This is a genomic window from Pseudomonas sp. LBUM1672 (genome assembly GCF_059695655.1).
Window position 1 is genome coordinate 2,395,420 of record NZ_CP166781.1, and the last position, 26,282, is coordinate 2,421,701.

Sequence of the window (26,282 nt, forward strand, 5' to 3'; positions counted from 1 at the left end):
CCTGCTAGCGATTGGGGTCCTCAAAAACGGTACAAACCTCAGGCCCTGCGCCAAACCCCTTTCCCACTCAACCGCGCTCGATCATGAGCCGCGGTGAAATCCTGTGCCGGCCCCTTCGGCACAACCCCGGTCGGGTTGATGGTCTTGTGGCTGCCGTAGTAGTGATTTTTGATGTGCTGGAAATCCACCGTCTCGGCAATCCCCGGCCACTGATACATCTCCCGCAGCCAGTTCGACAGATTCGGATAATCGGCGATCCGCCGCAGGTTGCACTTGAAGTGGCCGTGGTACACCGCATCAAAGCGAATCAGCGTGGTGAACAGCCGAATATCAGCTTCGGTCAGGTACTCGCCCGTCAGGTAACGGTTGGCGCCCAACAGCTGCTCCAGTCGATCCAGTTCGGCAAACACATCATCGAACGCTTCTTCATACGCCTGCTGTGAGGTGGCAAACCCGGCGCGGTAAACGCCGTTGTTCACGGCCGGGTAAATCCGCTCGTTCAACGCATCGATCTCACCGCGCAGGGGCGCCGGGTAGAAATCCAGGTCATTGCCGGTCAGGTCGTCAAAGGCGCCATTGAACATGCGGATGATCTCCGCCGATTCATTGTTGACGATGCGATTCTGCTGTTTGTCCCAGAGCACCGGCACGGTGACACGACCGGTGTAATCGGCGGTGTCGGCGGTGTAGCGCTGGTGCATGAAATCGAAATGATCGAGCTTGTCGCCGGTCGATCCGAGGTTCTGGTCGAAGGTCCAGCCGTTTTCCAGCATCAGCCAGCTGACCACCGAGACGTCGATGAGGCTTTCGAGGCCTTTGAGTTTGCGCAAAATCAGCGTGCGATGCGCCCACGGACAGGCGAGGGACACGTAGAGATGATAACGACCGGCCTCGGCTGCAAAACCACCGACACCTGTGGGGCCGGGCTTGCCGTCGACGGTCAGCCAGTTGCGACGTTGCGCCTGTTCACGCTGGAACGCGCCGTCCTTGCTGCTTTCATACCACTGGTCCTGCCAGCGACCTTCAACTAACAAACCCATGTTCAAGACTCCTCAACCGATAAGCGTTGGAGAGGAGTCTATTCGCATAGGTTCGATAAAATAGCGCAAAGGTTCGGGGGTTATGATCGGTTAAATCGATCTGTCCCGAGCGTCCCAAAACTGCTGGGCGGTTTTGAAGGCCTGTTCGCGTGTCTGACCGAGGCCGCGCAACGCGAGGGCCATGGTCGAGATCAAGGCCATTTGCGGGTAGCTGTCGACCACATCACCACGCCAGACGGCTTTCAAATGCTCGGGATCGAGCGCGGCGGGTTTGACGTGGCGCTGGCTCGACAACTGCGGCCATTCCTCGTCCCAGCTTTCGCCGCCGGTGGTGCCGTACAAGTGGCTGTCGGCGTCCGGGTTGATCTCGATTTCGCCACCGTCGCCCTTGACCACAATCGCCGTGTCGCCGAGCAAGCCGCTGGCATCGCGATGCACCGCCTGGTAACCGGGGTGGAAAATGCTTTGCAGGCCGCAACGAGCGCCCAACGGATTGAGGATCCGGGTGAGGGAATGGATCGGCGAGCGCAGGCCCAAAGTGTTGCGCAGGTCGATCATGCGCTGAAGTTGCGGCGCCCAGTCCACCAGCGGCATGAACGCCAGGCCACCGTTATCGAGTGCCGTGCCGACCTGCTGCCAGTCGCGGCACAACGGAATGTTCAACCCGTCCAGCAATTGCTCGCTGTACAGCCGACCGGCCGTGTGCGCGCCAGCGCCATGCATGAAGATGCGCACACCGTTCTGCGCCAGGCATTTGGCCGCCAGCAAGTACCACGGCAGGTGACGCTTCTTGCCGGCATACGTCGGCCAGTCCAGGTCTACCGCCAGGGCTGGCGGGTTCAACCGTTCACGCAGGGCTTCGGTGAAGCCGGCCATTTCCTCGGCGCTTTCTTCCTTGTGCCGCAACAGCATCAAGAACGCACCGAGCTGGGTGTCCTCGACCTTGTCGTCGAGCACCATGCCCATGGCTTCCCGCGCTTCAGCCCGGGTCAGGTCGCGGGCGCCACGCTTGCCCTTGCCGAGGATGCGCACGAACTGGGCAAACGGGTGTTCGGCGGGCGTTTCGAGAGTCAGCGCTGGAAAGTCGGTCATAAGCAATTCGTCGGTTTGGGCAGGCCCGCCAGTTTCGCGGCGAGTTTGGCAGGGGTGCCTTTGAACAGTTTATTCAGGTGCAGGCTGTTGCCTTTTTCCGGGCCGAGCTTCAACGCGGTGTACTTGATCAGCGGGCGGGTGGCCGGGGACAGCTGGAATTCGGCGTAGAAACTGCGCAGCAATTCGAGGATTTCCCAGTGGTCTGGACTCAGCTCGATGTCTTCGGCGGCGGCGAGGGCGATGGCCACCTCGTTCGACCAGTCGCTCAGTTCGACCAGGAAACCGTCCTTGTCCAATTCGATGGCGCGAGCGCCGACGGTCATTGAATTCATAACCAGCTGTTGACCTTGTCGTAGTGAATCGACAGCTCGACGAAGGCTGGGTAATCAATGGCTTCGGCTGCGGCGGGAATCTCCAGCGCCCGGGCCTGGGCGTCTTCGGCCAGTACGAACAGTTTCAACGGGCGAGCAGTCAGCGCGTTGAACGGCGTGGTGCCCGGCTGCAACGCGTATACCGCGTCACCGGTCAGCAACAGCGCGTCGTTCGTGCCGATCACGCGCAGGCAACTGGTCAGGCGGTCATCGCCGAACGGGGAATGAGACAACACATGCAAAGTCGACATCAGAGGGTGATCACCTGGTCGTAACGGTCAATAAGTGCAGTGATTTCCTGAGCGGCCAGCACTTGGGCTTCTTCAAGCGAGCGACCGTTGAGGTCCAGACCCCGTTCAGCAGCGCTGTCGCGACAGACAAACAGGTCTTCAACACCGAACATCGGCAGCGCTTGCAGGTTGGCGCTCAGGTCTTTCTGTTGCAGCGCCTTGGCGTCCTGTTTCGCAGCGAGCTGGAACACCCCGTCATCGAGAAACAACAAGCCAATGGGCAGGTCGAACGCGCCGCCGGCCAGCACGATGTCCAGTGCTTCCCGGGCGCTCGGCCCGGACCACGGGGCCTGACGGCTGATGATCAGCAGGGATTTAGCCATCTCAAGCGCCTCCGAAACAGATCAGGCGGTCAGCGTCTTGCACCGCGTCATGCAACTGGCCGAGGCCGGACAATTCCCACGGCGCGCCCACGGCAACGGCGTCACGCTGATAGCGTCCGGCTTCCTCTGCGTTCAACACACCACGGCGCAGGGCGGCGGCGATGCACACCACGCCGTCCAGCTGATGCTCGGTGACAAAGGCGCGCCATTGCTTGGGCAGGTCCAGCTCATCCTGTGGGGTGACCAAGCTACCGGAGGCGTTATAGACGCCGTCTTGATAGAAAAACAGCCGGACAATCTCATGCCCGCCGGCCAGTGCAGCCTCGGCAAACAGCAAGGCACGGCGCGAGGAGGGCGCATGGGCGGCGGAAAACAGCGCGATGGCGAACTTCATGACGGACTCGATCAGCAAAACTGTGGCCATGATAAAGCTTTATCGGCGGGGCGGCGAAGGGCGTTTACTCCTAGACCGAGTCGCGGCCATCGCGAGCAGGCTCGCTCCCACAAGGGATTTGTGTCGTACACGAAATTGAAATTCTCTACAAAACCCTGTGGGAGCGAGCCTGCTCGCGATGGCTGACTCTCAGGCACCGCTCAACGCGGCATATACCCCAACTGCCACCGCCGCGGAATCTTCAGCGACAGCAACCCGATCGCCCCCGCCAGCAACCCGCTGACAAACATCGCTTTAAGCCCAAGGTAATGTTCCAGCACTGCGCCGAGCACCGCACCGGCAAACATCCCGGTCCAGGGAATCAACTGAACCCGCCAGCCATTACGCCGCTCACCGAGCATCCACCGTCCCAGCCCACGGCCGAAGCGCGACAGGGCGCCGGTGACGTAGGTGAGGCCGACCGGCAGGCCATTCACTTCTTCCACCGCGGCATTGAGCATGCCCATGGCAATGATTGCCGCCAGCAGCGCCGGCAATTGCTCTTCATAAGGCCAGGCTGCGGCGCCGCAGAGCAGCATCGCGATGCACAGCAACAAGGGCAGCGCACGGCGACCACCGAGGCGGCTGACGACAATGCCCAAGGCGTTACCGACGACGAAGGTCGCCACAAGAATCAACAGACGCAGTGTCAGCCCGAGATCGCCGTCGCTGATGGCCACGGCGAGGCGGGTGGTGTTGCCGCTCATGAAGGAGACAAAATCGCCGCTGGCCATGAAGCCGATGGCGTCGGTCATGCCGGCGAGTACCGAAAGGGCGGCCACCAGCACCATGCCGATGCGTCCGCGCCATTTCTGTATATGCAGGTGGCCCGGACTGGCGCGAGAAGTCGAGAGGGATGGCAACATCGGCGGAAATCGTCCTCAGGCAGCGACCGTCACGGTCACTTGGTCAAACCATATAACTCGCAATAGTCCAGCCAGTCCATACCAGCCATCTCGGCCACTTCCTTGTGCACTTCCCTACGCTGGGCCTCGTAGTCTTCAGGCGTCGCGGCAGTCAGTTGCAAGGTCAGCTCCCAGGCAAACAGACCCAGGCGCTCGGCCTCGGCTTCGAAGGCCTCATGCAGGCGCTCGTCGCGGTACTGCGCTGCGGTCTCGCCCTTGGCCTGAGCCAATAGCGGGTTGAGGTTGTCGAGTTCGACCCGCAGTTCAGGGCGCTCATCGAGAAACTTCTTCAGCGCCTGTTCGTGTTGCTGTTCGGTTGCCGCCATGGTCGTTCCTTGAGGCTGGGGTTACGAAGATTGCTTCTTGCTGGCTTTGGCCGCAGCGGCCAGGCACTCGAGGGCAAACTGCTCGGGGTAGGTCATCTGGATCGGCGTGGTTTCGCCTTTGACGGTGCGTTCGCCGTCGAGGATGTAACGAATCCGTTTGTCGGTGACGCCAATTCGCTTGGCGATCCAGGACGGCGTCTGACCGATCTGGCTGATCAGCTTGTCCGCGTATTCGGCGGTCGGTTTGTAATACTCGGCGTTGGGTGTCATGACCTTTCCAGAAAAATGAGCCCGAAAAAATGGGCGATGCAACGTTAATGGCGCGACAGGGTGCGCGAATCGTCACGCGGTGTCGCGGTATAAATGAAGTAAAGCAGAACGATACGCCGTGCCACGGTGATACAGTCCGCTTTTTCTTGATGAGCGAACACAATGCGAATTCTGATGGTGGCGCTGGCCGCAACGTTGCTGGCGGGATGCGCCGGCTCGGTGATGAACGATGCCCGCACCAAAGCCCCGTACAAGACCCTGAACTCGGACAAACCGGAAAAAGTCGTCGCCCAGTGCGTGCAGTTTTCCTGGCAGGACGAGGCGGTGTTCGGTGTTGATGCCGGCGCTTATTTGCAGCCGGGTGAGAAGGGTGGCTCCACCGTCTACACGCGTTCGGCGGAGTCGTTTGTCGACGTGACGACCGATGCTTCCGGTACCGTGCTGAGTTACTACGCGCAGCAGGATGACTTCGTGGCCAAGCGCCGCCTCGCGGCGCTCGCGACCTGCCTCTGAATTGAGGCGTTGATCCACACCGTCCACCTGTGGGAGCTAGCCTGCTGGCGATAGCGGTTCATCATTCAACAGAGATGTCGACTGACCCAACGCTATCGCTAGCAGGCTAGCTCCCACAGGTGGACGGTGTGGATCATACGAGTTGGTTACACGTCGTTGATCAGGCGCTTCTGGAAAAACAGGCGCTTGTGCCCCGGCGGATAGTCGACGATCTGCCCCAACTCGCTATAACCCAGCTTCTTGTAGAACTCCGGCGCCTGGAAGTCGAAGGTGTCGAGCCATACCCCGACGCATGCCTTCTCCCGCGCAAGGTCTTCGGCCATTCGCATCAGCTTTGAGCCCAGGCCTTGTCCCCGGGCCTGCTCAGGCACTGATAGCAATTCGATAAACATCCATTGGTAAAACACTCGACCGTAGAGACCACCGAGGATCTCGCCGTTGTCGTCACGCACCAGCAAGGCAAATGTCTCCTGCGTCGAGACACCGGCCTTTGAGGCGTTGTAGGCACGCAACGGCAGCAGGATCGCTTGCCGTTCTTCATCCGTGGGGTTCAGCGATTGTTCGATACGCAGGGTCATCCGCTACATCCTTATGGCTTTGGAAAAAAACAGGCCCAAGCCTATCGCGCCAAGCAGCCGTAGTTCCAGCGCTTCAGGTGGAACCCTCGCTCGCGCCTGGATGTCTAGCCTAAACAGCGTCATTCCTGAACGCGGCCAATGAGGATCACCCCGTGAATATTTTTGAAGCCCTGCGTGAAAGTCACGACCGCCAGCGCACCTACGCCAAAGCCCTCATCAAGACCAGCGGTGACACCCCGGAGCGGGTCGAGGCTTACAAACAGCTCAAGTCCGAACTCCAGGCCCACGAAACCGCTGAAGAACGCCACTTCTACATTCCGCTGATGGAGTTCGACAATGGCGTCGATCTCAGCCGCCACGCCATCTCCGAGCACCACGAGATGGACGAAATGATGGAAGAGCTGGATGAGACGGAAATGTCCAGCCCGTCCTGGCTGGCGACCGCCAAGAAGCTGTCCGATAAGGTTCATCATCACTTGGAAGAGGAAGAGCAGAAATTCTTCCAGATGGCCGGCAAGCTGCTCGACGACAAGCAGAAAGAGACCCTGGCTGGCCAATACGAAAAGGAATACAAGGCACAGCTTTCCTAAGCGTCACCATGACCCCGATTGCTGCCTTGCGTTGTAATCCTTTTGCTACACAGGGCGTAGGATTTGAATCAGGGCACTGGTTATATATCCAGTGTTTGCAGGTGGTCAGCCAAAGCGGCCTCATCCGGGCCACAAATGGGTCGATGGACAAAAAAACCAGCTCCGTTAGGTTGAAGGCCTCTCCTCAGGAAGGAGAGTTCTTAAATCAACGGAGTGAAAAAAATGAACCAACCACAGACTCAACCGCAACTTCGACACGGTCGTGTCACCTCTCCCTCCAGCCGCGGTGCGGTCGCCGTCGAGCTGGGGCTGCTGGGTAACTGGCAAGTCAACGAAATGGAAGGCGGCAAGAACTTCCCGTCGCTGACGGCGGGGCCATTCGCGGTGCCGTATCAAACCGACAGCGACAGCGTCACGCCACCCGCCGACGGCAACATCCTCAGCGGAGGCAAGACGGATGCCCGTGACTGCATCAACTTCACTAACGAAGAAATGAGCCTCAAGCTTGGCCGCCCGTTCACCTGGCCTTTGCTGAACGTCGATCCGGGTCAGACCTTCAAGGTCACCTGGGAATACACCGCGCCCCACGTGACCCGCGGCTACAGCTGGTTCATCACCAAGGATGGCTGGAACCCGAAACAGCGCATCAACCGTGCGCAACTGGAGCCGAAATCGTTCTTCGACGACTTCTATACCCAGGTCCCGTACTTCAGCCATTCCGCTGAAATGAAGGCCAAGGTCAACCACGAAGTGAAACTGCCCGGCAACAAAAAAGGCCATCACGTCATCGTGCTGATGTGGATCGTGGCCAACACCGGCAATGCCTTCTACCAAGCGTTCGACGTGGACTTCAAGTAAGCCCGCAGCGTTAATCCTCCACACGTTCTGAAGGAATAGAACATGTCAAAATTCGACTTTACGTTATTGAAATCGCCACTCGCCGACGCCGCTTCGTTGATGCCGAGCATTGCCGGCAAAAAGATCCTCATGGGCTTCTGGCACAACTGGCCCGCCGGCCCGAGCGACGGTTACCAGCGGGGCCAGTTCGGCAACATTTCGCTGCAGGATGTGCCCAAGGATTACAACGTGGTGGCCGTGGCCTTCATGAAGGGCAACGGCATCCCGACCTTCAAGCCATACAACCTGTCCGACGCCGAGCTCCGTCGCCAGGTCGGTCTGCTGAATAGCCAGGGCAGGGCGGTGCTGATTTCCCTCGGTGGCGCCGACGCGCACATCGAGCTGCACAAAGGCAACGAACAACCGCTGGCCAACGAAATCATCCGTCTGGTGGAAACCTACGGCTTCGATGGGCTGGACATCGATCTTGAACAGAGCGCGATTGATTTCGCCGACAACAAGAGCGTCCTGCCTGCCGCGCTGAAGCTGGTCAAGGACCATTACGCCGGTGAAGGCAAGCACTTCATCATCAGCATGGCCCCGGAGTTCCCATACCTGACCACTGCCGGCAAATATGTCGGTTACCTTCAGGCGCTGGAAGGCTACTACGACTTCATCGCCCCGCAGTATTACAACCAGGGCGGCGACGGAATCTGGGTGCCGGAAGCCAATAACGGCAATGGCGCGTGGATCGCGCAGAACAACGACGCGCTGAAAGAGGACTTCCTGTTTTACCTGACCGAAAGTCTGGTGAGTGGCACTCGTGGGTTCACGAAGATCCCGGCGGACAAATTCGTGATTGGCCTGCCCGCCAACGTCGATGCGGCGGCCACCGGCTACGTGATCAACCCGGCGGCAGTGGTGAATGCCTTCAAGCGTCTCGACGCCAAGGGACTTTCGATCAAGGGCCTGATGACCTGGTCGGTGAATTGGGACAACGGGGTCAATAGGGACCGCGTGCCTTACAACTGGGAGTTCAGCCGTCGTTACGGGCCGATGATCAATGGCAAGCAGCTCTCTTCACAGGAAGACAGCGCGCTGCCTGACGTCGCCAGCCAGCTGTAAAAGAAGCCCGGCAGAGATGCCGGGCTTTTTCGTTTTCGCCTACCATGTGGATCTTCTGACGAAAAAAAGGATGCGTTGTGATGGCGAACACAGCCGAAAGGGTCAACATCATTGAGTCCCAGGTGTTGTCCCACGACTGGTACCTGCTGAAGAAAATCACCTTCGACTATCTGCGTAACAATGGCGATTGGCAGCGCCAGACTCGCGAGGTGTACGACCGTGGCAATGGCGTGGCGATTCTGCTGTTCAATCGCGAGAAAAGAACCGTGGTGCTGACGCGTCAGTTTCGGTTGCCGGTGTTCGTCAACGGCCATGATGGTTTGCTGATTGAAGTGGCGGCGGGGCTGCTCGAAGGCGCTGCACCAGAAGAGCGCATTCGCGCCGAAGCCGAAGAAGAAACCGGCTATCGCGTTCACCACGTGCAAAAGGTCTTTGAGGCCTACATGAGCCCAGGCTCGGTAACCGAAAAACTGCACTTCTTCATCGCCGAATATGACGCTGCGTCGAAAGTCAGCGAGGGCGGCGGGCTGGAAGAAGAGACCGAAGAACTGGAAGTGCTGGAGTGGACATTCGACGAAGCGCTCGAGGCGTTTTATCGCGGGGAGATCTGCGATGCGAAGACCATCATGTTGCTGCAGTACGCCGCGATGAAAAACATCTTCATCTGAGCGACGCTTGCCCTTTGTGGCCGCTGTCCTGTGGCGAGGGGATTTATCCCCGTTCGGCTGCGAAGCAGCCGCAAAACTTGAGCGCACGGTCTATCTGATGCACCGCGTAGTCCGGATTCACGACTGCTGCGCAGCCGAACGGGGATAAATCCCCTCGCCACAGAGTTTCCGGGGGCTCAGTTTAAAACAGCTCGCCCGTTCGCTTGGCCGCTGACCACTCGCAACCCTCCAGCGTCAACAAACGCTCCTTCGCCTCAAGCCCACCCGCAAACCCGGTTAATTTCCCCGACGCCCCAATCACCCGATGGCACGGCGCAATAATCGAAATCGGGTTCCTGCCATTCGCCGCGCCCACCGCCCGCACCGCACTCGGGTTGCCAATCTGTTCGGCGATTTCGCTGTAACTGCGCGTCTCGCCAAACGGAATGGTCAGCAGCGCCTGCCACACCTTCTTCTGAAAGTCCGTTCCGGCAAAATCCAGTTCCAGCTCGAAGCGATTCCGCGTGCCGGCGAAGTATTCCTGCAGCTGTTGAACGGCGCGCACGAGGATCGGATTGTCCGGGGCTTCGCTCATCGGCCCGAGCCGTACGCGGTTCGGCTTGTCGTTTTCCCAGAGGATGGCGGCCAGTCTTGAATCTTTCGCAACCAGCTTCAGCTCGCCGACCGGAGACGCCATGGTGGTGAAGGTGTAGGTCATGCCGGCGAACTCCGCGCAAGGGCTGGACAGAGGCCAAGCATACTGCCTCGACGGGGAGGCGCAATACGCAATCCCAGCCATACTTGCCTCTGCTTTGAAACGTTTCCTCCGTTTTTAAACAGAGCCAAAAAACAAAAAGAGACCGACTCATGAAGTTCGAACCTTTTGCCAAATCGCTGATTGCGACCTCCTTGGCGCTCAGCTGCCTCAGTGCTTACGCGGCCTCGGTGGCCCCGGTTGCGGCCGAAAACGGCATGGTCGTCACGGCCCAGCATCTGGCCTCCCATGTGGGCGTCGACGTACTCAAGAACGGTGGCAACGCCGTCGATGCCGCAGTCGCGGTGGGTTATGCGCTGGCGGTGGTTTATCCCGCTGCGGGTAACCTGGGTGGTGGCGGTTTCATGACCGTTCAACTGGCGGACGGGCGCAAGACTTTCCTCGATTTCCGCGAAAAAGCCCCACTGGCTGCCACCGCCAACATGTACCTCGATAAAGAGGGTAATGTCGTGCCGGAGCTGAGCACCCGTGGCCACTTGGCGGTTGGCGTGCCCGGCACCGTATCCGGCATGGAACTGGCGCTGAAGAAATACGGCACCAAACCGCGCAAGGAAGTGATAGCCCCGGCGATCAAGCTCGCCGAAGACGGATTCGTGCTGGAGCAGGGCGATGTCGAATTGCTGGAATACGCCACCGACGTGTTCAAGAAGGACATCAAGGATTCCGGCGCGATCTTCTTGAGCAATGGCGAGCCGATGCAAGTCGGGCAAAAACTGGTACAGAAGGATCTGGCGAAAACCCTGCGGGAAATTTCCGAGAAGGGCGAAGACGGTTTCTACAAAGGCTGGGTGGCCGACGCTATCGTCACCTCCAGCCAGGCCAACAAGGGCATCATCACCCAGGCCGACCTCGACAAATACAAGACCCGTGAACTGGCGCCGATTGAGTGCGACTACCGGGGTTATCACGTGGTCTCGGCACCGCCGCCCAGCTCCGGTGGTGTGGTGATCTGCGAGATCATGAACATCCTCGAAGGCTACCCGATGAAAGACCTGGGCTACCACTCGGCCCAAGGCATGCATTACCAGATCGAAGCGATGCGCCACGCCTATGTGGACCGCAACAGCTACCTCGGCGACCCGGACTTCGTGAAAAATCCGATCGCCCACCTGCTGGATAAAAACTACGCGACTAAAATCCGTGCCGCGATTGATCCCAAGAAGGCCGCCGTATCGAGCGAACTCAAACCCGGCGTAGCGCCCCATGAAGGCAGCAACACCACGCATTACTCCATCGTCGATAAATGGGGCAACGCGGTATCGGTGACCTACACCCTCAACGACTGGTTCGGCGCCGGTGTCATGGCCAGCAAAACCGGGGTCATCCTCAACGACGAAATGGACGACTTCACCTCGAAAATCGGCGTGCCCAACATGTACGGCCTGGTACAAGGCGAAGCCAACGCCATCGCACCCGGCAAGGCACCGCTGTCGTCCATGAGCCCGACCATCGTCACCAAGGACGGCAAGGTTGTGATGGTCGTCGGCACCCCCGGCGGCAGTCGCATCATCACCGCGACCTTGCTGACCATCCTCAACGTGATCGACTACGGCATGAACATCCAGGAAGCGGTCGATGCGCCCCGTTTCCACCAGCAATGGCTGCCGGAAGAGACCAACCTGGAAACCTTCACCACCAGTCCGGACACGGTGAAGATGCTCGAAAGCTGGGGCCACAAGTTCGCCGGGCCGCAAGATGCCAACCATGTGGCAGCGATCCTGGTGGGCGCGCCTTCGCTGGAAGGCAAACCAGTGGGCAACAATCGCTTCTATGGGGCCAATGACCCGCGCAGGAATACCGGATTGTCGCTCGGTTATTAAGGGTTGTTTTTCAAAGGGGACAGATCTATTTTCTGTCCCCTGATCCACCGACCTCTTAAGGAAGGAACCATGACTACTGCACTGCTGATCATCGACGTCCAGCATGCCTTGTGCACTGGCGAGTACGAATGCTTTGAGATCAAGCGCGTCATCGAGAAAATCAACAGCCTGAGCGCCAAGGCCCGAGAGGCCAAGATACCGGTCATCCTCATCCAGCACGAAGAAAAGGGCGATCTGCTGCAACAGGGTTCTGAAGGCTGGCAACTGGCCGAAAGCCTGATGACTTCACCGCAAGACCTTCGCGTGCGAAAAACCACGCGAGACTCGTTCTACAAGACCCACTTGCAAGCCCAACTGCAAGATTTTGCCATCGACCGCCTGATTATCTGCGGGCTGCAAACCGACTATTGCGTCAACGCCACAGTCCGCCAGGCCCTGAACCTGGGCTATGACGTGGTGCTCGCCGCCGACGCGCATTCCACCGTCGACAACGGCAACCTCGCCGCCGAAGACATCATCGCCGAGCACAACGCAGACCTGGCGCACTTGACGGGGCCCGTTGCACGGATCGACATCATCCCGGCCAGCGAAATAGTGATCAAGAACTGAAGATATCGATCAGCTCGCTCAGAAACGCGCTGACCAAATCGCGCTGCCGCGCCGAATGCCGAACCGCCGCATGAAAGCCGACCTCATAACGCAACAGCTCAGGGTTGAGCGGATGCAACTGTCCCAGCTGTTCATGCTTCGCCGCATAGTGCTGCGGCAGAAAGCCCAGGTGCTGGCCCGACAGAATGAGCAGCGCCGCGCCGTCCATGCTGTCGGTGAGCACGGTCAGGCGTTCGATCGAGGTGGGCGCGGGCATTTCCGGCAAGGGGTGGCTGGGCCATACCCAGTCGTAGTCACTGACGTCATCCCGGGTCAGCTCGCCCACCTTCTCGAACAACGGGTGGGCCGGGGCGCAGTAGGCGATCTGGGTTTCCTGGAACAAGGGGAAGTAATCGATGTTGGGCAAGCGGTGCCAGAAGTAACCGATCGCCAGATCGATATGGCTGTTGATGATTTTCTCTTCCAGCAGCGACGACGACAGTTCCGTGAAGTGGAAATACAGGCCTTCATGGCGGGCCCTTAAACGCGCGATGGCCAGGGCGATTTTCTTGTTGGCAACGGGGTCGATCTGACCGAGCAAACCGATGTTGATGTTGCCCGACACCTTGCGATTGATGTGCTGGACTTCAACCCGAAAACCTTCAGCCGCCGCCAGCAACCGGCGGGCCGCCTCGACAAACTGTCCGCCCTTGGGCGTCACCGAAAAACCGCCGCGCCCGCGCTCGCACAGACGAAATCCCACCCGCGCTTCCAGCGTCGCCAATTGCGCACTGATGGTGGGCTGGGTGGTGTTTAGCGCGGTTTGCGCAGCCGAGATGCCGCCCGCCTCAACGACGGTCAGAAAGACCCGGATCAAACGCAGATCCAGCTCCGATACAGTGCCCAGCATGGGGTGTCCCTCAATGTTCATTCACATAGACCCGGATCTATGTAAACAGTGTGCCCGCGATATTTTACAGCCCTGTCTGAGGCCCTACATTGCAATGAAACCGGCGCTTTGCCCATAAAAACAACAATCAACTGCATAGGAACAATCGTATGTCAGGGTCTCCTCATTCTGCGCACGCCCTCGAGGCGAGTGGCGGGTTGGCCATCGAAGGCCACTCGATCGATTACATTCCGGAAAACGAACGTCACGCCAAACTCAGCAGCCAGGGGCCTTTCTGGTTTTTGGGCAACTTCCACTTCTTCACCATCTCCATCGGTTTTGTCGGCCCAAGCCTCGGCTTGTCGGCGCTGTGGACTATGGTGGCCGGTGCGCTCGGGATCATGTTCGGCACGATCTTCATGGCCTTCCACGGCTCGCAAGGTCCCGAAATGGGCCTCCCGCAAATGATCCAGTCCCGCGCCCAGTTCGGTTATCGCGGTGTGATCCTGGCCTTGATGGCGACGATGTTTGTGTTCGTCGGCTTCAACGTGGTGAACATCTCGCTGATCATGAACGGCCTCGAACACGTCTTTGGCATCGACCCGACCATCGTCGCCGTTGCGGTGGTGCTGATCGGTGCGCTGCTGTCGATCTACGGCCACGACCTGATGCACAAAGCCTTCAAATGGGCGTTGCTGGCGACCTTACCGCTGTATGCGCTGGTCACCATCGCCTTGATGTTCGGCGCCGGCCAAGAGGGCGTCGCACCGGCGACCGATCTGGGTTTCAGCTGGGTCGCGTTCGCCACGCTGTTTGCCATCGGCGCGAGCTACAACATTTCCTATGCGCCCTATGTCTCCGACTATTCCCGCTACCTGCCGAAAAGCACCAGCCGGCCAAAACTGATCGCCGCCATCTTCATCGGCGCATCGTTGTCGGGCGGCTGGATGATCGGCCTCGGTGCCTGGCTCGCGCAGCAGTTAAAAGCGGCGGATGCGCTGGTGGCGCTTAACCAGGTTGGCTCTTCGATGATTCCGGGCCTGGGCAATGTGCTGGTCATCGTCTCGGTGCTGGGTTTCCTGCCGATCATCGCGCTCAACACCTACAGCGCGATGCTGACGTTATTGACGGGCGTCGACTCGATCAAAAAGATCACGCCGACACCCCGCGCCCGGGTCATGTCGATCTCCGCGATCAGCCTCATCCTGTTGACCTGCGTACTCTCGATCAAAGGCGACGGCATCGCGCTGTTGAACACCTTCCTCGTGTTGCTGTTGTACTTCCTCGTGCCCTGGACCGCGGTCAATCTGGTCGACTACTTTTTCGTGCGCAAAGGCCGCTACGCGATCCCGCACTTCTTCACGCCGAAGGGCATCTATGGCGCCTGGCAATTCCGCGGGATCGTCTCGTACCTGATCGGCTTTGCCGCAATGGTGCCATTCTTCTACATCTTCGATGCCGCCGCCGGCAAAGAAGTGTTCGTCGGACCACTGGCGCGCATGCTCGAAGGCGTGGACATCGCCTGGCTGGTGGGCCTGGTGGTTTCAGGCCTGACGTATTACCTGCTCAGCCGTTCGATCGACCTCGAATACGAACGCCGAATCATCGACTCCATCACCGAGAGCGACATTGTTTCCATGGCGCATCAACCAGTGGAGGAGGGACGTTGAACAGCGTGAAAAATACCGTGGTCGCCTGCTGCCAGGTGGCACCGAAAATAGGCGACCTCGCTTACAACCGGACCCTGACAGAACGTGCGATTCGCTCGGCGGCGTTGCAAGGTGCCCAAGTGGTGGTGCTGCCTGAACTGGTGCAGAGCGGCTACCTGTTTGCTGACCATGACGAAGCGTTGTCCTTGTCCGAAACAACCGACGGACCAACCTTGCGTCTGTGGGCGGCGCTGGCGAAGGAATTGAACGTCGTTGTAGTGGGCGGATTCTGCGAGCGACTGCAAGGCGATGAACTGGCCAACAGCGCGGCGATGATCGATCCCCAGGGCCTGCGCGCCGTGTACCGCAAAGCACACCTGTGGGACGCCGAGAGCGAAATCTTCAGCCCCGGCAACGACGCGCCGCCGGTTGTGGAAACGGTCCATGGACGGATCGGCATACTGATTTGCTACGACCTGGAGTTTCCGGAATGGGTGCGACTGCCTGCGCTGGCTGGCGCTGACCTTCTTTGCGCTCCCGTCAATTGGCCCGATGGGCCGAGGCCGCCAACTGAGCGTCCGGCGGAAGTGGTGCGGGTTCAGGCCAATGCATCGGTGAACCGGATGTTTATTGCTGCGTGTGATCGGCATGGGCATGAGCGTGGGGTTGGTTGGGTGCAGGGTTCGGTGATTGTTGATGCGGATGGTTATCCGCTGGCAGGGCCGGCGGAGCAGGGTGGGGAGCAGATTTTGTTGGCGACGCTTAACCTTGCTGAGGCGCGGAATAAGCGGATTAGTGCGCGTAACGATTTGCATCGGGATCGGCGGTTGGGGTTGTATGGATGTGTTGAGGGGTGAAGCGGTATCCCGTTCCTGTTTTGGCATATCAGATGCCGAGGTAGGGAAGGGGCGACTTCTACTTTTTTGTGTAAACCGCTCATGAGTTTTTTAGCGACGTACTGTTCAGGGGCGGGATCTGCCTGACTGCCCACACATCTTCTGGCCGATTTCTGCCTGATACGAAGGACAGAAATCGGCCATAAGCAATGGGATGGACTCCTCCTCACTTCGGCATCTTGGGTGCCAGACTGAAAGTGCGAACCACAGTCAACAGTGAGAAGGAGTCCACACATGAAGCTTATGCGAATTGGGGTCGACCTGGCCAAGAACGTATTTCAGATCCATGGCGTGGATTGTCATGAGAAGCCGGTCTGGAGGCAGCGGCTCCCACGTGATCGCTGGCTTCAAACGGTGCTGGAAAAGGTCGAACCTGGTTGTGAGATCGGCATGGAGAGTTGTGGTGGGGCCCATCATTGGGCGCGGCAACTAGAAGCTCTCGGATTTCGAGTCAAGCTGATCGCCCCTCAGTTCGTTAAACCTTATGTCAAAAGCAACAAGAACGACGCGAACGATGCCGAGGCGATCTGCGAAGCGATGAGCCGTCCCAGCATGCGCTTCGTCGCCATCAAGACGATCGAACAACAGGATATCCAGGCGACGCATCGCATCCGGGCCGGCTTAATCGAACAGCGGACGGCCAAAGCCAATCAGATCCGTGGGCTGGTCGCCGAGTACGGTCTCGTTGCACCGAAGGAATTGCTGATGCTGCGTCGTGCAATACCGTGCTGGCTAGAGGATGCGGATAACGGTTTGACGGCACGCTTTCGTCGTCTGCTGGATGGTTTGTGGGACGACCTTCGTGCGCTGGATGGGCGTGTATGCAAGCTCGACGGCGAGATCACTGCGATCGCGACAAACGAGCCGTCCGCCGTTCGCCTTCAACAGCTGCGCGGTGTTGGTCCAATGATCGCCACAGCGCTCGTCGTCGCCCTCGGTGATGCCCGTCAGTTTGCCAATGGCCGACAGTTTGCCGCCTCGCTGGGACTGACACCGAGGCAACACAGTTCTGGTGGTAAGGATCGACTGCTCGGTATCAGCAAGCGCGGTGATACGTATCTGCGAACATTGATGGTGCATGGCGCACGCTCGGCGCTACGCACAGCCAAATCCAAAGAGGATCGGCTCAGCCAGTGGGCCGTTCGTTTAGCCGAGCGATCGCATCCCAATGTGGCCGCTATTGCGCTGGCCAACAAAACTGCACGCATGGCTTGGGCGATGCTGCGTCACGGTACTGATTACCAACCGAATCAGGCAGCGGCCTGATCTATTTACCCGGCGTGTTCTACGAGAGAAACAACTCTTAACCACGATTGCGAAGCAACCTGAACGATGGCAAACCGGTCGAACCGGCGTCGGCAAAACCCTCGAATGTCCAAGTGCGAAAAGCACGAAAAAGCGATCGGGAGCCGGCGCGCGAATAGCCCATCATGGCCCTGCATCGAAACGATGCCGTATTAAGAGGCCGAATATACGTGTGCAGTCGGCACGGGCGCCAAAGCAACGGGGCTTGCAATGAGGAGGAGTCCATATACGGACACTCAGCTTTTTTTCTGGTGGGTGAGTCATGTATAAATACGACTCATCGCACCCAATGCTAATTTAGACGACGTCTTACTCCCGCATTTGTATCTTCCCTGAGAGCGTCATAGTCATAACTTGTCGCTAAGTTTAAGAGTAGTTGGGAGGAAACAAACGGGTGAGAAATTTTTAGAGCCTCACTCCATGAGCGGTATTTTTCTGCAAGTTCGCGCTCCTGTGCGCCATCCTCACCACGGAAATGAGCTCCGCGCATATTAAAAGTGCCGATCTGGGTGCCATGTACCATTCTTTCCGACTGGATTTGTTCAATTACTTCGCGTACGGGTTCGCAAGGCCATATGCCATCCATGCCCACAGGGGCATGCGCTAATAGCTCTCCGATCCAATAGTCAGCTTTACCGTTTCGGCTATACATATCACAGGCATCCCGAACGGCGACAATCCAACTTAAAAGCAACGTCGCTTCCAGCTCTCCACCTTCGTTGTGTCCAGGGATATTTTTCAGCGACTGAAGAAATTTCATTCCTCGTTTTGCCATAGTTTGACCTTGCTCTTCCATGACGTGGAGTTCAACCGGGTCTGCTCCTTCATCACTTCGCTTGTATACCCAACAAATTGCTTGAACAAAAAACTCTGAGTGCGATTCAATATATCGCTCGAGATTAGGTATTTGATAGCCCTCCTGACGCCCTAAAGACTCGCCTAAGATATCAATATAAGCAAATTCCAGACTTGCCATCTGTTCAATCGTTGAAATGCCACTATCATTCAGTTGTTTGAAGGCCTCTTGCACATAATACTTATCAAGCATGTAGTGACCTGCCTGCTCTTTCCCAGGCTGAATTATGGCCCACAATAGCTTTGCAAGAACTTCCGGATTAATTTCCTTTAATGAATGACATACTCCCGAGAATGCTGCTCGTGGTCTACCATGGTTCAACAATCTTTCGACGCTCTCATTGCATTCGGAAGGCGAGTCATGGATATGTTCAGGCGTTACATCCTCCCAATATTTTTTCTGACTTTCTACACTAAGAGTGTCTACCCAAGCCCAAGTATCCCTGGAAAATTTCGAGAGCAAAAGAATCTCTACTATTTGTACTTCCGGATGACCCTTGGTGACATTCCTAATTACTTCCCTACGTACGTCGTTATCTGCCAAAGAGCGAATTATCCCTCTAACTAGATTTTTATATAGACCTGCGCACTCACTATTCTCTTTTATGCAAGGCAGAGTGAGAGTCAAAAGGTCCTCAAGGTCTTTTCTCGAAAGGACATAGCTCGCCGATAGTGCTCCGATTATCCAAGAAGCCTGGCCCAGTTTGGCAAGCTCTAGAATTCCGGCTGAACCATGGAGCTCAAATATTTCGCGCAATGCATTAACTCTCATATCTTGCGCTCGCTCTTCCCTAGCTCTAAAGTCTACTTCTTCTACATTTTCGAGGTCATCTGCGGACTCTTGGATCCATCCACTTCGGAACAGCCAAGAGTGCCTATTAATAATTTCAGTAGGTTCTAACGCTGCGCACACTTCTTTTCCGGCGGCGGCTAAACCCGATGAACTACCATTCCTTTTTGCACGTATTAAGGCACCGCGAGAGAGAGTAGTCACACGGATTTTTTCGCGCATTGCGGCTTTATCGCTATCACTAGCAGTTTTCTGGGCCCACGTGACGATTATTTTCCAGACGCGACTTTGGTCTTCTTCTGAAAAAAAAGATAGTTGCTCCACCAGATCGTAAAGTTTTTCAATAGAATAACTATGCCAATCCAATACCATGTCCGTCATCTCGCGGACGAACTCGATTCGCGGTTCCAATCTAATCAAAGGTTCGCCAAATCCGTACCCGTCTGGACGCCACCGTGGCTTATGGCTGTATTCCCCAAATTGTGCGTGAGTGCCAAATTGGGCGATGCAAATTTTCCAAGCAACGTCTGGAAACCGTTCAGCTATCCTTTTCATTAGGGCGATTCGATCTTGTAGGTTCGCTGCGGTTTGCGGCATCCAGGACCGAAAAATTGACTCCAACGAGTGGGCGGGTTTATTCACCCAATTATCATTTATTTCGATCTGCGCGAGCCGCGCTAAGATAAACGTTGCGCGAGGCAACGTATTGGGAGCCCATGCAAGTCCTTCCAGCGCCCAGAGCAGACCTGTTCGGCTCGGGCTGCTCCCAAAAACACCTGAATTAACTGGGCGTAGAAGACCAAAAACAGCCGGATTCTCAGAGTTTAAATCCCGCTCGATGATGGAAAGAAATTCGTCGGGCGCAGCTTCTGCATAGGTAGCTAAATCGTGGTCATTTGCTTCTAAGATCCTTGTTGTTAACGGCGTCGGCAGCAATTCCCTTATCGTACGTATGACTTCAGTATTTGTGTGAACGCCTAACCGAATGTCAAATAACTGTTGACCATGTACTGCAAGCAGTACGAGCGTTTCAGATATTCCTTGCCTGAAGGCGCTTGAGAATTCACGCGTCTTGCCATGTATTGATGCTGCCCACCGCTGGTCTTCCTCAAGATCGAGGGAAGGATCATCTTCTCCTAGCACCATTCGAGCGACAGTGAAATAGCGGTCAAGGTCGGCAGCCGTTACGACTCCCGCAATTGCATATAGCAGGTCAATCTTTGATACCACACCCCTAAAGGTGCCAATTGACCAGACTGGAGAATCATTTAGGTGGCAAAGGCTCTGAAGTTCCTTTTCAATCTCATCAAAATTACGACCTCCGCTCAAAAGGTTCAGCCCAATTTGATCCGACTGGTTAGAAGTGTCCCAAGCACCGACAAAAAGAAATGGAATAAGCTGTGATGCAACTGAGCCGTCCGCAGCCCATTCCGGCATCTGTACGGCTGGAACTGTCGAAAGCTTGCGCCGAAGAACCGTTAATGAACGTCCCGACGCGTCAGAAAGCCGCGAAATTTCATCTCGGGTTTTTCCCATACTTTCTAATGCATTACTGAATGATTTTTGACTGACCGGCTCCAAAGTAATGTCCGGCTTGTTGTTTATTGCGTTTCGGGGATAGACAACTAAAGAATGAATTAAGTTTGCATGAGTTGCTAGTTCGCGCTCTACCTCTCGGCTGAATACTACCGGAATAAATGTTTTTTCCTCAGCCGCCAATCTTGGCAAAGCGCCTGCCTGATCGATTATTATAACTTGTTCCCGATATGCACTGAGTTCGTTGCCACCCAGTTCGCCGAAAAGTTGCGAGATGAACGCGAGAGCTTCCTCGGCAGAATCAGCGGTAATTAGAAGGGGCTTCTCGGGCGGCTGTGATATCCAAGACAGAACCTTTCGCTTTGAAGCTTCGATCGCGGAGCTAAACAGCGAACCTACGAGAGGGGGCGTAGCGACCTTTGCCCAGTCGTCCCAGCCCACGTCCAACGTGCGAAAGCTGATGCTAGATGAACGCTCGAGATGACTTCTAATCTCATGCAGTTCGCTGGTAATTCCTAGATGCGAGGCGGTGATGAGAGCGCCCCCGCCTCGGTCGTCTACTTGGGACTTTACCGAGGCGACGAGAATAGCAATTACTGTTTCAACCAGCCCGCTGGCTTCGCGAACCCCGGCAAAGGCGATTTTGATGAAAGACGTTTCAAGATGCTTTATGAGATCTGTAGGCGGCTCAGTTCCTAGCAAATTTGCGGCCACAGCTCTTCTGAGCCCGGCCTTTACGTCCGGTAATGAGAGCCATGCGCCGAGGTTCGGTGACTTTAAAAACGAAGGTGTAGACAATAGACCAGTTATGTTGCTGACACACTTCTGAATCAACGATTCGTCTAGCTGACCAGCTGCCATGCGGCGCATCGCAGAGTCGAAAATCTCCTCATCGATTGGGTTCGCGCTGCTAGGGTCGATAGCTGCTGCGCGTTCAGCTCGAAAGATATTCAAACGTCTCCACGCGGCCTTCAGCATCGGAAGTATTGCTCGAAGCCCCGCTGTGATTACTGGTTCCATGTTTCATCCTTGCGCACACTGGTACGCGCTAACAACGTTCACCGCAGTTTAGCGGTAACTCAAAGGCATTTGGTATTCAACAAAAAAGCCGATCTTTTGTCTCTCGATTGATAGCTGTTTATCAGGCATGCGTCTTGCTCTGTGACCTCAGCCGGGTGTACATGCTGGACAGAAATTGGCAATGGCCCTGATACAATCGGGCTCATCTTTTTTGTGCGGAAGCTGCTTGTTGAACAGACCAGTAACGAAAGTCTAATTTGCTTCATTTTTGCGTCAGCTTGAATCGTCCTTTTTAGATTCTCAAAGGCTTCATTTGGCTACTTTCCGCCCGTGTTGACCGGCATCTATTGGCCGAGGCTGTGTAAAAACGTTTTCGATCTGTGTAGGCAGACGAAAACAGCCCAAAAATCGCGTCCCTATGCAAATTTCAGGTCTACTTACCAAACGGTCGACGCCAGATTTCACGTAGCAACGCTGACTTCAAAGTGACGAATGCGTTTTTACACGGCCTGGGCCGATAGCTGACTGATTCAAGAGAGCACGTTGCTTTCACACTTGCGACGGTCATCTTGTAAATTCGGCAGTGGCTTCCTGAGTTTTTTCGAAGCTTCCACCGCCTGTAGGAAGTGCGTATCAGCTTTTTCAACAACTCTAGAGGGTGCGTGTTTAAACGCCCTCAAGGTTACGTCCTGAAAGCTACAAAACCTTGCGCCGTTGCCTACGGCTGCACCAGAATCCGCCGGCTTGTGCGCTTTTGGGACGCTCGGTAACTTGATTCGTGTCACTGCCCTTCAGTGATCGGGTTTAGCAGCCCGTCGTGACGAAGCGTATCTGCATCCAGACAGTCAGGTCATTTCATGCCTGCACTTTATGGTAGCTGTGCGCAGGGCGCCCTCGGGCGCGCCGGATTTTCGTCTCCGCCGGTCTGCTAACCTGCACACAGCTGCCACCCCACGTTTAGCAGCGTTCGGTGACGGCTCCATATGTTGGAGACAGAAATATGTTTAAGGCCACACCGAATCCACCCGACACCGATCCAGTTTCCCCCTACGAACCCGATTCAAAAAAACTCAACGAAGCCGCCGAACGCGCCCTCGATTTCCACTTCCCATCAAGCGCCGATATCAAAGCCGCCCCGCGTACCTCCAGTAGGCTGTTTTCCGTAGATCCAGAAGCCACGGCCGAAACCCTGGCGGTTTTTTTGGTCGAGACGTTGGCGTCGGTCGACGTGATGGTCCATCAGTTGGTGGATCATCTGGAGGGGGAGTCGCGTTATGCCTTGTTGGGCATTTCAAACAGCATCATGGTGGCGGAGGTTGCGGCGAACCGGGTGTTGGATAGGGTTGAGCCGTCTAAGTAGTTGCTGACCTGCGGGGAGGGGGATTGCTTCCACTGAGCGGCGACGCGGGTTCAACAGATGGGCCTGCTGCGCAGGCCAGCGGGAGCAAGCTCCCTCGCCACAGGTTGCTTGTTGTTTGTTCTGTTTGTGTTCGTAAAAACGGGACGCTTGGCGTCCCGTTTTTTAGGGTGGTGGTATCAGCCTCCAGCGCGTTTATTCAACGCCTCTACCGCAGCAGCGCCTGCGCGAGCCCGCAGTCAAGCAGCGGCAAGCCCTCCATCAATCAGGTAGATCGCAAAGGAGAACGTCACGATCGACAGCACGGTGCTGACCAGAATGGAGGTCGCTGCTTCGCTTTGATAGGCGCCGGTCTGGTTCGCAAACATCGCCGGGATCGTCGCCGATGGAAGGGCGCAAAGCAGGATCATCTGTTGTGCGTACAGGCCATGAGTGCCGAGCAGTACCGTGGCGCCGAACATTAACACCGGGTGAATGAGCAGCTTGAGCCCAAGGTTGCCCCAGACTTCACCGGACATTTTCAGTTTCTCCGACGACATGATCAGTCCCAGGCACAGCAGGGATACACCAGGCGTGGCCTTGCCGAGAAGGGTGAAAGACTCCGCCGCAAGCGCAGGCAACTCGACCTGCAGCACGGAAAGCAGAATCCCCAAGGCCGGCGCCCACATCAGCGGACGACGTACCGCCCCTGAAAGGCTCGACAAAAACGCCTGGCCGCCACTGGCCTTTCCATCGGCGATGGTGAGCAACATGGTCGTCAGTGGGATCATCACCAGGCTCGCGACCAGGTTCAGCACCAGCACCGAATAGATGCTGCCCGCGCCGTACATTGCACCCAGGATCGGGATGCCCATGAAGGCGGCGTCGGGATAACCGTTCACGAAGCCCTTGAGCGTTGCCACCTTGAGATCGCGAGTGCTGAACCAGCCGATTGCCAGCGCTATCGTGTACATGCCCATGATGCCGATGAATGTCGCCACGATGAACTTGAAGTCGAAGAGCTGTTCACGGGGCGTGCTCGCCATCCCGACAAAAAGCAACGCTGGGAATATCCAGCCCAGCACCAGCCGGCTGATCAGCAGGCTGTCCGAATGGGTCAGCCGTCCGCGCTTGCCGGCGATGTAGCCCAGCGCGATCACAAAGGCGACGGGCAAGATGGGTCCTACGATCCTGTCTAACATGTCATCAATCCTCGTATTTATTTTTATCAAGAATGTCGTCATGGCTGATCGAGGCCGACACGTCGGCGTCGATCAACGCTGCAGTGAACCAGCGGCTTTTGGGGTCAAGGTTTGAAGCGGTAGTCCCGGATGACGTCCTGGTCCGGCTCGATGCCGAGCCCCGGCCCTTGAGGTACGTCGATGCGTCCGTCACGCGGAATGATGGCGTCGCCATAGAGTTGCGCTTCGAGATCGAAGTAACGCCATTCGACCAGTGACTTGGCGCCGCCCAGGGCCGCACTTCCATGCACCGCCGCCAGCAGGCCGGGGCCGTCATAAAAGGCGTGGACCATCACGGTGACGCCATGGGCGTTGGCCAGTGCATAGACTTTTTGCAGTTCGGTGATGCCGCCCATTTTGGCGGGGCTCGGCTGCACGAAATCCACCGCGCCGGCCTCAAGCAGGTGCTGGAAGTCCATGAGCGTCGAGGCATTCTCGCCAGCCGCAACCGGGATGCCGCCGTGCGCGCGCACCCTTGCCAGCCCCGAGTAGTCTTCCGGTGGCCACACCGGTTCTTCGATCCAGCGCAGGTTCAACGGGCGAAGTTTTTCGGTCATGTCCAGCGCTTCGCGCACCGTCCACGGAGCGTTGACGTCGAGGGTGATTTCCACGCCGGGACCGGCGGCTTCGCACGCAGCGCGGATGACGTCGATATCCACTTCGTGCAGCTTGAGGTGACGGAAACCGCTGTTGACTGCGCGCTGCACATTGACGCGGATGAGTTCGGGATCGGCATACCGGATCAGGCTTGCATACGCCGCAAGAGACGTGGCCTCACTGCCGCCCAGCAACTGGTAGATCGGTTTTTCGGCGGCTTTGCCCGCGATGTCCCACAGCGCGATGTCAATCGCCGAGAGGCCATAGATGAACGCGCCGCTGCGACCGAAAACATGAAACTTCTTCTGCAGATCGCCCTGTAATTTCTCCCGTCGAGTGACATCGCTGCCAATCAGTTCAGGCGCAAGGATGGTGTCGATCACCACTTTTACCGCAGGGATCGCGGTGAAGCCGAAGGTTTCGCCCCAGCCAACGATGCCGTCATCGGTAGTGATCTTGACCACGAGAGAGTCGACCATTTGCAGGTCTTTCGGCCCCCAGACCCCGCCGGCCGACGGGCCACCCGTGGTGAAGGGAATACGAAGCGGAATGGTTTCAATGCTGGCAATTTTCATAGGATTGCGCCTCAGGCGGGTTGCGAAGCTGGCACGGCGATTTTTTTATTCGTCCGTGCCAGGTTGAGGGCAACGTACATCACATCCTGTTGTCCTTCAACAGAACAACTGCGCCATTTCGGCAGATTTTGAACTGCTCTTTATATAAGTGATTGTTTTAATAGAATAATGTGTTTTGTGCGTTCAGCGAATTTCAGTTTCAACTGTCAGGAACAAGTCTTCTGATGTAGATTAAGAAGACATGAGGGGAGAAAAAAGAATGAGTGAAATGAATGTGCAACCCGTAACCCGCCGACCTCATCTGGCCGAGCACATCGCCCGCTCGCTGAGCGACGAGATTGCTTCCGGGCGGCTGCGGCCGGGAGACCGTTTGCCCACTGAACAGTTTCTCTCGCAGAACTTCGGCGTCAGCCGCAACGTGGTGCGCGAGGGCATCGCCACGCTGCGGGCGCAGGGGCTGATTCAGTCTCGCCAGGGCGTAGGCGTCTTCGTCTCCGCCGCCTCCCAAGCGTCAGAGCCTTTGGCACCGCAGGCGAGTGCGCCGATGCTGGACGGTGACAACACCATCCGAAACATGTTTGAAGTGCGGGCCGTCCTGGAAAGCCAGGCCGCCGCGCTCACCGCGTCGCACATGACCCCGGCCAAGCTGAAAGTCATTCAGGCCGCGGTCCTGCGCATGCAATACGAAGGCGAACCGACCCTGGAAACCGTCAACGCCGACCTCGATTTTCACAGGGCCGTTGCGGCAGCGTCGGGCAACGATTATCTCGAGACGATGATTCGCACAGTGCTCGAGCCAATGCGCGCACTGATCACCATGAACTTCGCGCGGCGAGGCCCGGTGTTCAGCAACATTCCTCACGCCGCGCGCGGGGAGCATGAAGAACTCGTGCAGGCTTTTATCGATCGAAATGCGACGGCGGCACGCCAGATCATGGGGGAACATATCGTCAACGCAGCCTCGCGATTCGGCTACGAGATCACATTTTTCTGATGGTTTGTGCCGAGCGGATCTTGTTTCGTTGTTCTACAACCTGGTCAGGTTGTTCCTTTGGCCTTCCGAGCATCTC

General features: G+C 57.1%; 27 protein-coding genes. 12 read left to right on the top strand and 15 right to left on the bottom strand.

Going from position 1 to position 26,282, the window contains the following annotated elements; genetic code table 11:
* Positions 1–38 precede the first annotated feature (38 nt).
* The 9 genes from ACA053_RS10900 to ACA053_RS10940 all read right to left on the bottom strand — a co-directional run bounded on the left by ACA053_RS10900 (position 39) and on the right by ACA053_RS10940 (position 5,050).
* Positions 39–1,040, bottom strand: a complete 1,002-nt coding sequence (locus ACA053_RS10900; protein WP_497395393.1) for a glutathione S-transferase family protein — start codon at positions 1,038–1,040, stop codon at positions 39–41.
* Between the two features lie 90 nt (positions 1,041–1,130).
* Entirely contained in the window at positions 1,131–2,132 is a 1,002-nt protein-coding gene (locus ACA053_RS10905; protein ID WP_497395395.1) for a glycosyl transferase family protein, read from the bottom strand.
* Positions 2,129–2,464 carry a TusE/DsrC/DsvC family sulfur relay protein gene (locus tag ACA053_RS10910; RefSeq protein ID WP_497395397.1) on the bottom strand — a complete coding sequence of 112 codons (336 nt, stop codon included), beginning with the start codon at positions 2,462–2,464 and terminating at the stop codon, positions 2,129–2,131. The genes ACA053_RS10905 and ACA053_RS10910 overlap by 4 nt, the downstream gene beginning before the upstream one ends.
* Entirely contained in the window at positions 2,461–2,754 is a 294-nt protein-coding gene (gene tusB / locus ACA053_RS10915; protein WP_109629476.1) for a sulfurtransferase complex subunit TusB, read from the bottom strand. The genes ACA053_RS10910 and tusB overlap by 4 nt, the downstream gene beginning before the upstream one ends.
* On the bottom strand, positions 2,754–3,116 hold the full coding sequence (tusC, locus tag ACA053_RS10920) for a sulfurtransferase complex subunit TusC (protein WP_497395399.1): 363 nt from the start codon (positions 3,114–3,116) through the stop codon (positions 2,754–2,756). The genes tusB and tusC overlap by 1 nt, the downstream gene beginning before the upstream one ends.
* 1 nt (position 3,117) lies before the next feature.
* Complete coding sequence (gene tusD, locus ACA053_RS10925) at positions 3,118–3,510, bottom strand: sulfurtransferase complex subunit TusD (RefSeq protein WP_497395401.1); 393 nt, start codon at positions 3,508–3,510, stop codon at positions 3,118–3,120.
* 200 nt (positions 3,511–3,710) lie between these two features.
* Positions 3,711–4,415 (bottom strand): YoaK family protein, encoded by a 705-nt coding sequence (locus ACA053_RS10930; protein ID WP_497317126.1) that lies wholly within the window; start codon positions 4,413–4,415, stop codon positions 3,711–3,713.
* A 35-nt stretch (positions 4,416–4,450) separates the two neighbouring features.
* On the bottom strand, positions 4,451–4,780 hold the full coding sequence (locus ACA053_RS10935; RefSeq protein ID WP_109629484.1) for a DUF6388 family protein: 330 nt from the start codon (positions 4,778–4,780) through the stop codon (positions 4,451–4,453).
* Positions 4,781–4,801: 21 nt separating this feature from the next.
* Entirely contained in the window at positions 4,802–5,050 is a 249-nt protein-coding gene (locus tag ACA053_RS10940) for a hypothetical protein (RefSeq protein ID WP_008154823.1), read from the bottom strand.
* A gap of 162 nt (positions 5,051–5,212) precedes the next feature.
* Here ACA053_RS10940 and ACA053_RS10945 point away from each other — a divergent pair, with 162 nt between their 5' ends.
* On the top strand, positions 5,213–5,563 hold the full coding sequence (locus ACA053_RS10945; protein ID WP_109629487.1) for a hypothetical protein: 351 nt from the start codon (positions 5,213–5,215) through the stop codon (positions 5,561–5,563).
* Between the two features lie 146 nt (positions 5,564–5,709).
* On the opposite strand, the gene ACA053_RS10950 is transcribed toward ACA053_RS10945, so the two are convergent.
* A complete protein-coding gene (locus tag ACA053_RS10950; protein ID WP_109629490.1) occupies positions 5,710–6,141 on the bottom strand; it encodes a GNAT family N-acetyltransferase in 432 nt (143 codons plus the stop codon).
* A 152-nt stretch (positions 6,142–6,293) separates the two neighbouring features.
* Here ACA053_RS10950 and ACA053_RS10955 point away from each other — a divergent pair, with 152 nt between their 5' ends.
* The 4 genes from ACA053_RS10955 (at position 6,294) to ACA053_RS10970 (ending at position 9,361) form a co-directional block, all read left to right on the top strand.
* Positions 6,294–6,731: a hemerythrin domain-containing protein gene (locus ACA053_RS10955; RefSeq protein WP_497317131.1), complete on the top strand. Its 438-nt coding sequence runs from the start codon at positions 6,294–6,296 to the stop codon at positions 6,729–6,731.
* A 222-nt stretch (positions 6,732–6,953) separates the two neighbouring features.
* A complete protein-coding gene (locus tag ACA053_RS10960; RefSeq protein ID WP_109629496.1) occupies positions 6,954–7,589 on the top strand; it encodes a lytic polysaccharide monooxygenase auxiliary activity family 9 protein in 636 nt (211 codons plus the stop codon).
* 42 nt (positions 7,590–7,631) lie between these two features.
* The gene (locus ACA053_RS10965) at positions 7,632–8,693 is read left to right on the top strand and encodes a chitinase (protein ID WP_497395404.1); all 1,062 of its coding nucleotides are present in this window, start codon (positions 7,632–7,634) and stop codon (positions 8,691–8,693) included.
* Positions 8,694–8,773: 80 nt separating this feature from the next.
* Positions 8,774–9,361: an NUDIX domain-containing protein gene (locus ACA053_RS10970; protein ID WP_497317136.1), complete on the top strand. Its 588-nt coding sequence runs from the start codon at positions 8,774–8,776 to the stop codon at positions 9,359–9,361.
* 181 nt (positions 9,362–9,542) lie between these two features.
* On the opposite strand, the gene ACA053_RS10975 is transcribed toward ACA053_RS10970, so the two are convergent.
* A complete protein-coding gene (locus tag ACA053_RS10975; RefSeq protein ID WP_497395406.1) occupies positions 9,543–10,058 on the bottom strand; it encodes a methylated-DNA--[protein]-cysteine S-methyltransferase in 516 nt (171 codons plus the stop codon).
* Positions 10,059–10,207: 149 nt separating this feature from the next.
* On the opposite strand from ACA053_RS10975, the gene ggt reads away from it, so the two are divergent.
* Together ggt and ACA053_RS10985 are read left to right on the top strand one after the other, a co-directional pair.
* Positions 10,208–11,935 carry a gamma-glutamyltransferase gene (gene ggt, locus ACA053_RS10980; RefSeq protein ID WP_109629505.1) on the top strand — a complete coding sequence of 576 codons (1,728 nt, stop codon included), beginning with the start codon at positions 10,208–10,210 and terminating at the stop codon, positions 11,933–11,935.
* A 69-nt stretch (positions 11,936–12,004) separates the two neighbouring features.
* Positions 12,005–12,544, top strand: a complete 540-nt coding sequence (locus tag ACA053_RS10985; protein ID WP_497395408.1) for a cysteine hydrolase family protein — start codon at positions 12,005–12,007, stop codon at positions 12,542–12,544.
* Here the strand turns inward: ACA053_RS10985 and ACA053_RS10990 are convergent.
* Positions 12,534–13,433: a LysR family transcriptional regulator gene (locus ACA053_RS10990; RefSeq protein WP_109629510.1), complete on the bottom strand. Its 900-nt coding sequence runs from the start codon at positions 13,431–13,433 to the stop codon at positions 12,534–12,536. The genes ACA053_RS10985 and ACA053_RS10990 overlap by 11 nt on opposite strands.
* A 149-nt stretch (positions 13,434–13,582) precedes the next feature.
* On the opposite strand from ACA053_RS10990, the gene ACA053_RS10995 reads away from it, so the two are divergent.
* The 3 genes from ACA053_RS10995 to ACA053_RS11005 all read left to right on the top strand — a co-directional run bounded on the left by ACA053_RS10995 (position 13,583) and on the right by ACA053_RS11005 (position 17,223).
* Entirely contained in the window at positions 13,583–15,082 is a 1,500-nt protein-coding gene (locus tag ACA053_RS10995) for a purine-cytosine permease family protein (protein WP_497395410.1), read from the top strand.
* Positions 15,079–15,918, top strand: a complete 840-nt coding sequence (locus ACA053_RS11000) for a nitrilase family protein (protein WP_497395412.1) — start codon at positions 15,079–15,081, stop codon at positions 15,916–15,918. The genes ACA053_RS10995 and ACA053_RS11000 overlap by 4 nt, the downstream gene beginning before the upstream one ends.
* 273 nt (positions 15,919–16,191) lie before the next feature.
* Positions 16,192–17,223, top strand: coding sequence for an IS110 family RNA-guided transposase (locus ACA053_RS11005; protein ID WP_497395414.1), 1,032 nt, complete (start codon positions 16,192–16,194; stop codon positions 17,221–17,223).
* A gap of 331 nt (positions 17,224–17,554) precedes the next feature.
* Here ACA053_RS11005 and ACA053_RS11010 read toward each other — a convergent pair whose 3' ends face one another.
* Positions 17,555–21,463 (bottom strand): hypothetical protein, encoded by a 3,909-nt coding sequence (locus ACA053_RS11010; protein WP_497395416.1) that lies wholly within the window; start codon positions 21,461–21,463, stop codon positions 17,555–17,557.
* Positions 21,464–22,463: 1,000 nt separating this feature from the next.
* On the opposite strand from ACA053_RS11010, the gene ACA053_RS11015 reads away from it, so the two are divergent.
* The gene (locus ACA053_RS11015; protein WP_497395418.1) at positions 22,464–22,823 is read left to right on the top strand and encodes a DUF6124 family protein; all 360 of its coding nucleotides are present in this window, start codon (positions 22,464–22,466) and stop codon (positions 22,821–22,823) included.
* A 236-nt stretch (positions 22,824–23,059) separates the two neighbouring features.
* Here ACA053_RS11015 and ACA053_RS11020 read toward each other — a convergent pair whose 3' ends face one another.
* The gene (locus ACA053_RS11020) at positions 23,060–24,043 is read right to left on the bottom strand and encodes an AEC family transporter (protein ID WP_497317146.1); all 984 of its coding nucleotides are present in this window, start codon (positions 24,041–24,043) and stop codon (positions 23,060–23,062) included.
* 62 nt (positions 24,044–24,105) lie between these two features.
* Positions 24,106–25,212, bottom strand: a complete 1,107-nt coding sequence (locus tag ACA053_RS11025; protein ID WP_497395420.1) for a mandelate racemase/muconate lactonizing enzyme family protein — start codon at positions 25,210–25,212, stop codon at positions 24,106–24,108.
* A gap of 259 nt (positions 25,213–25,471) precedes the next feature.
* Here ACA053_RS11025 and ACA053_RS11030 point away from each other — a divergent pair, with 259 nt between their 5' ends.
* Positions 25,472–26,206 (top strand): FadR/GntR family transcriptional regulator, encoded by a 735-nt coding sequence (locus ACA053_RS11030; RefSeq protein WP_145310806.1) that lies wholly within the window; start codon positions 25,472–25,474, stop codon positions 26,204–26,206.
* Positions 26,207–26,282: the final 76 nt, after the last annotated feature.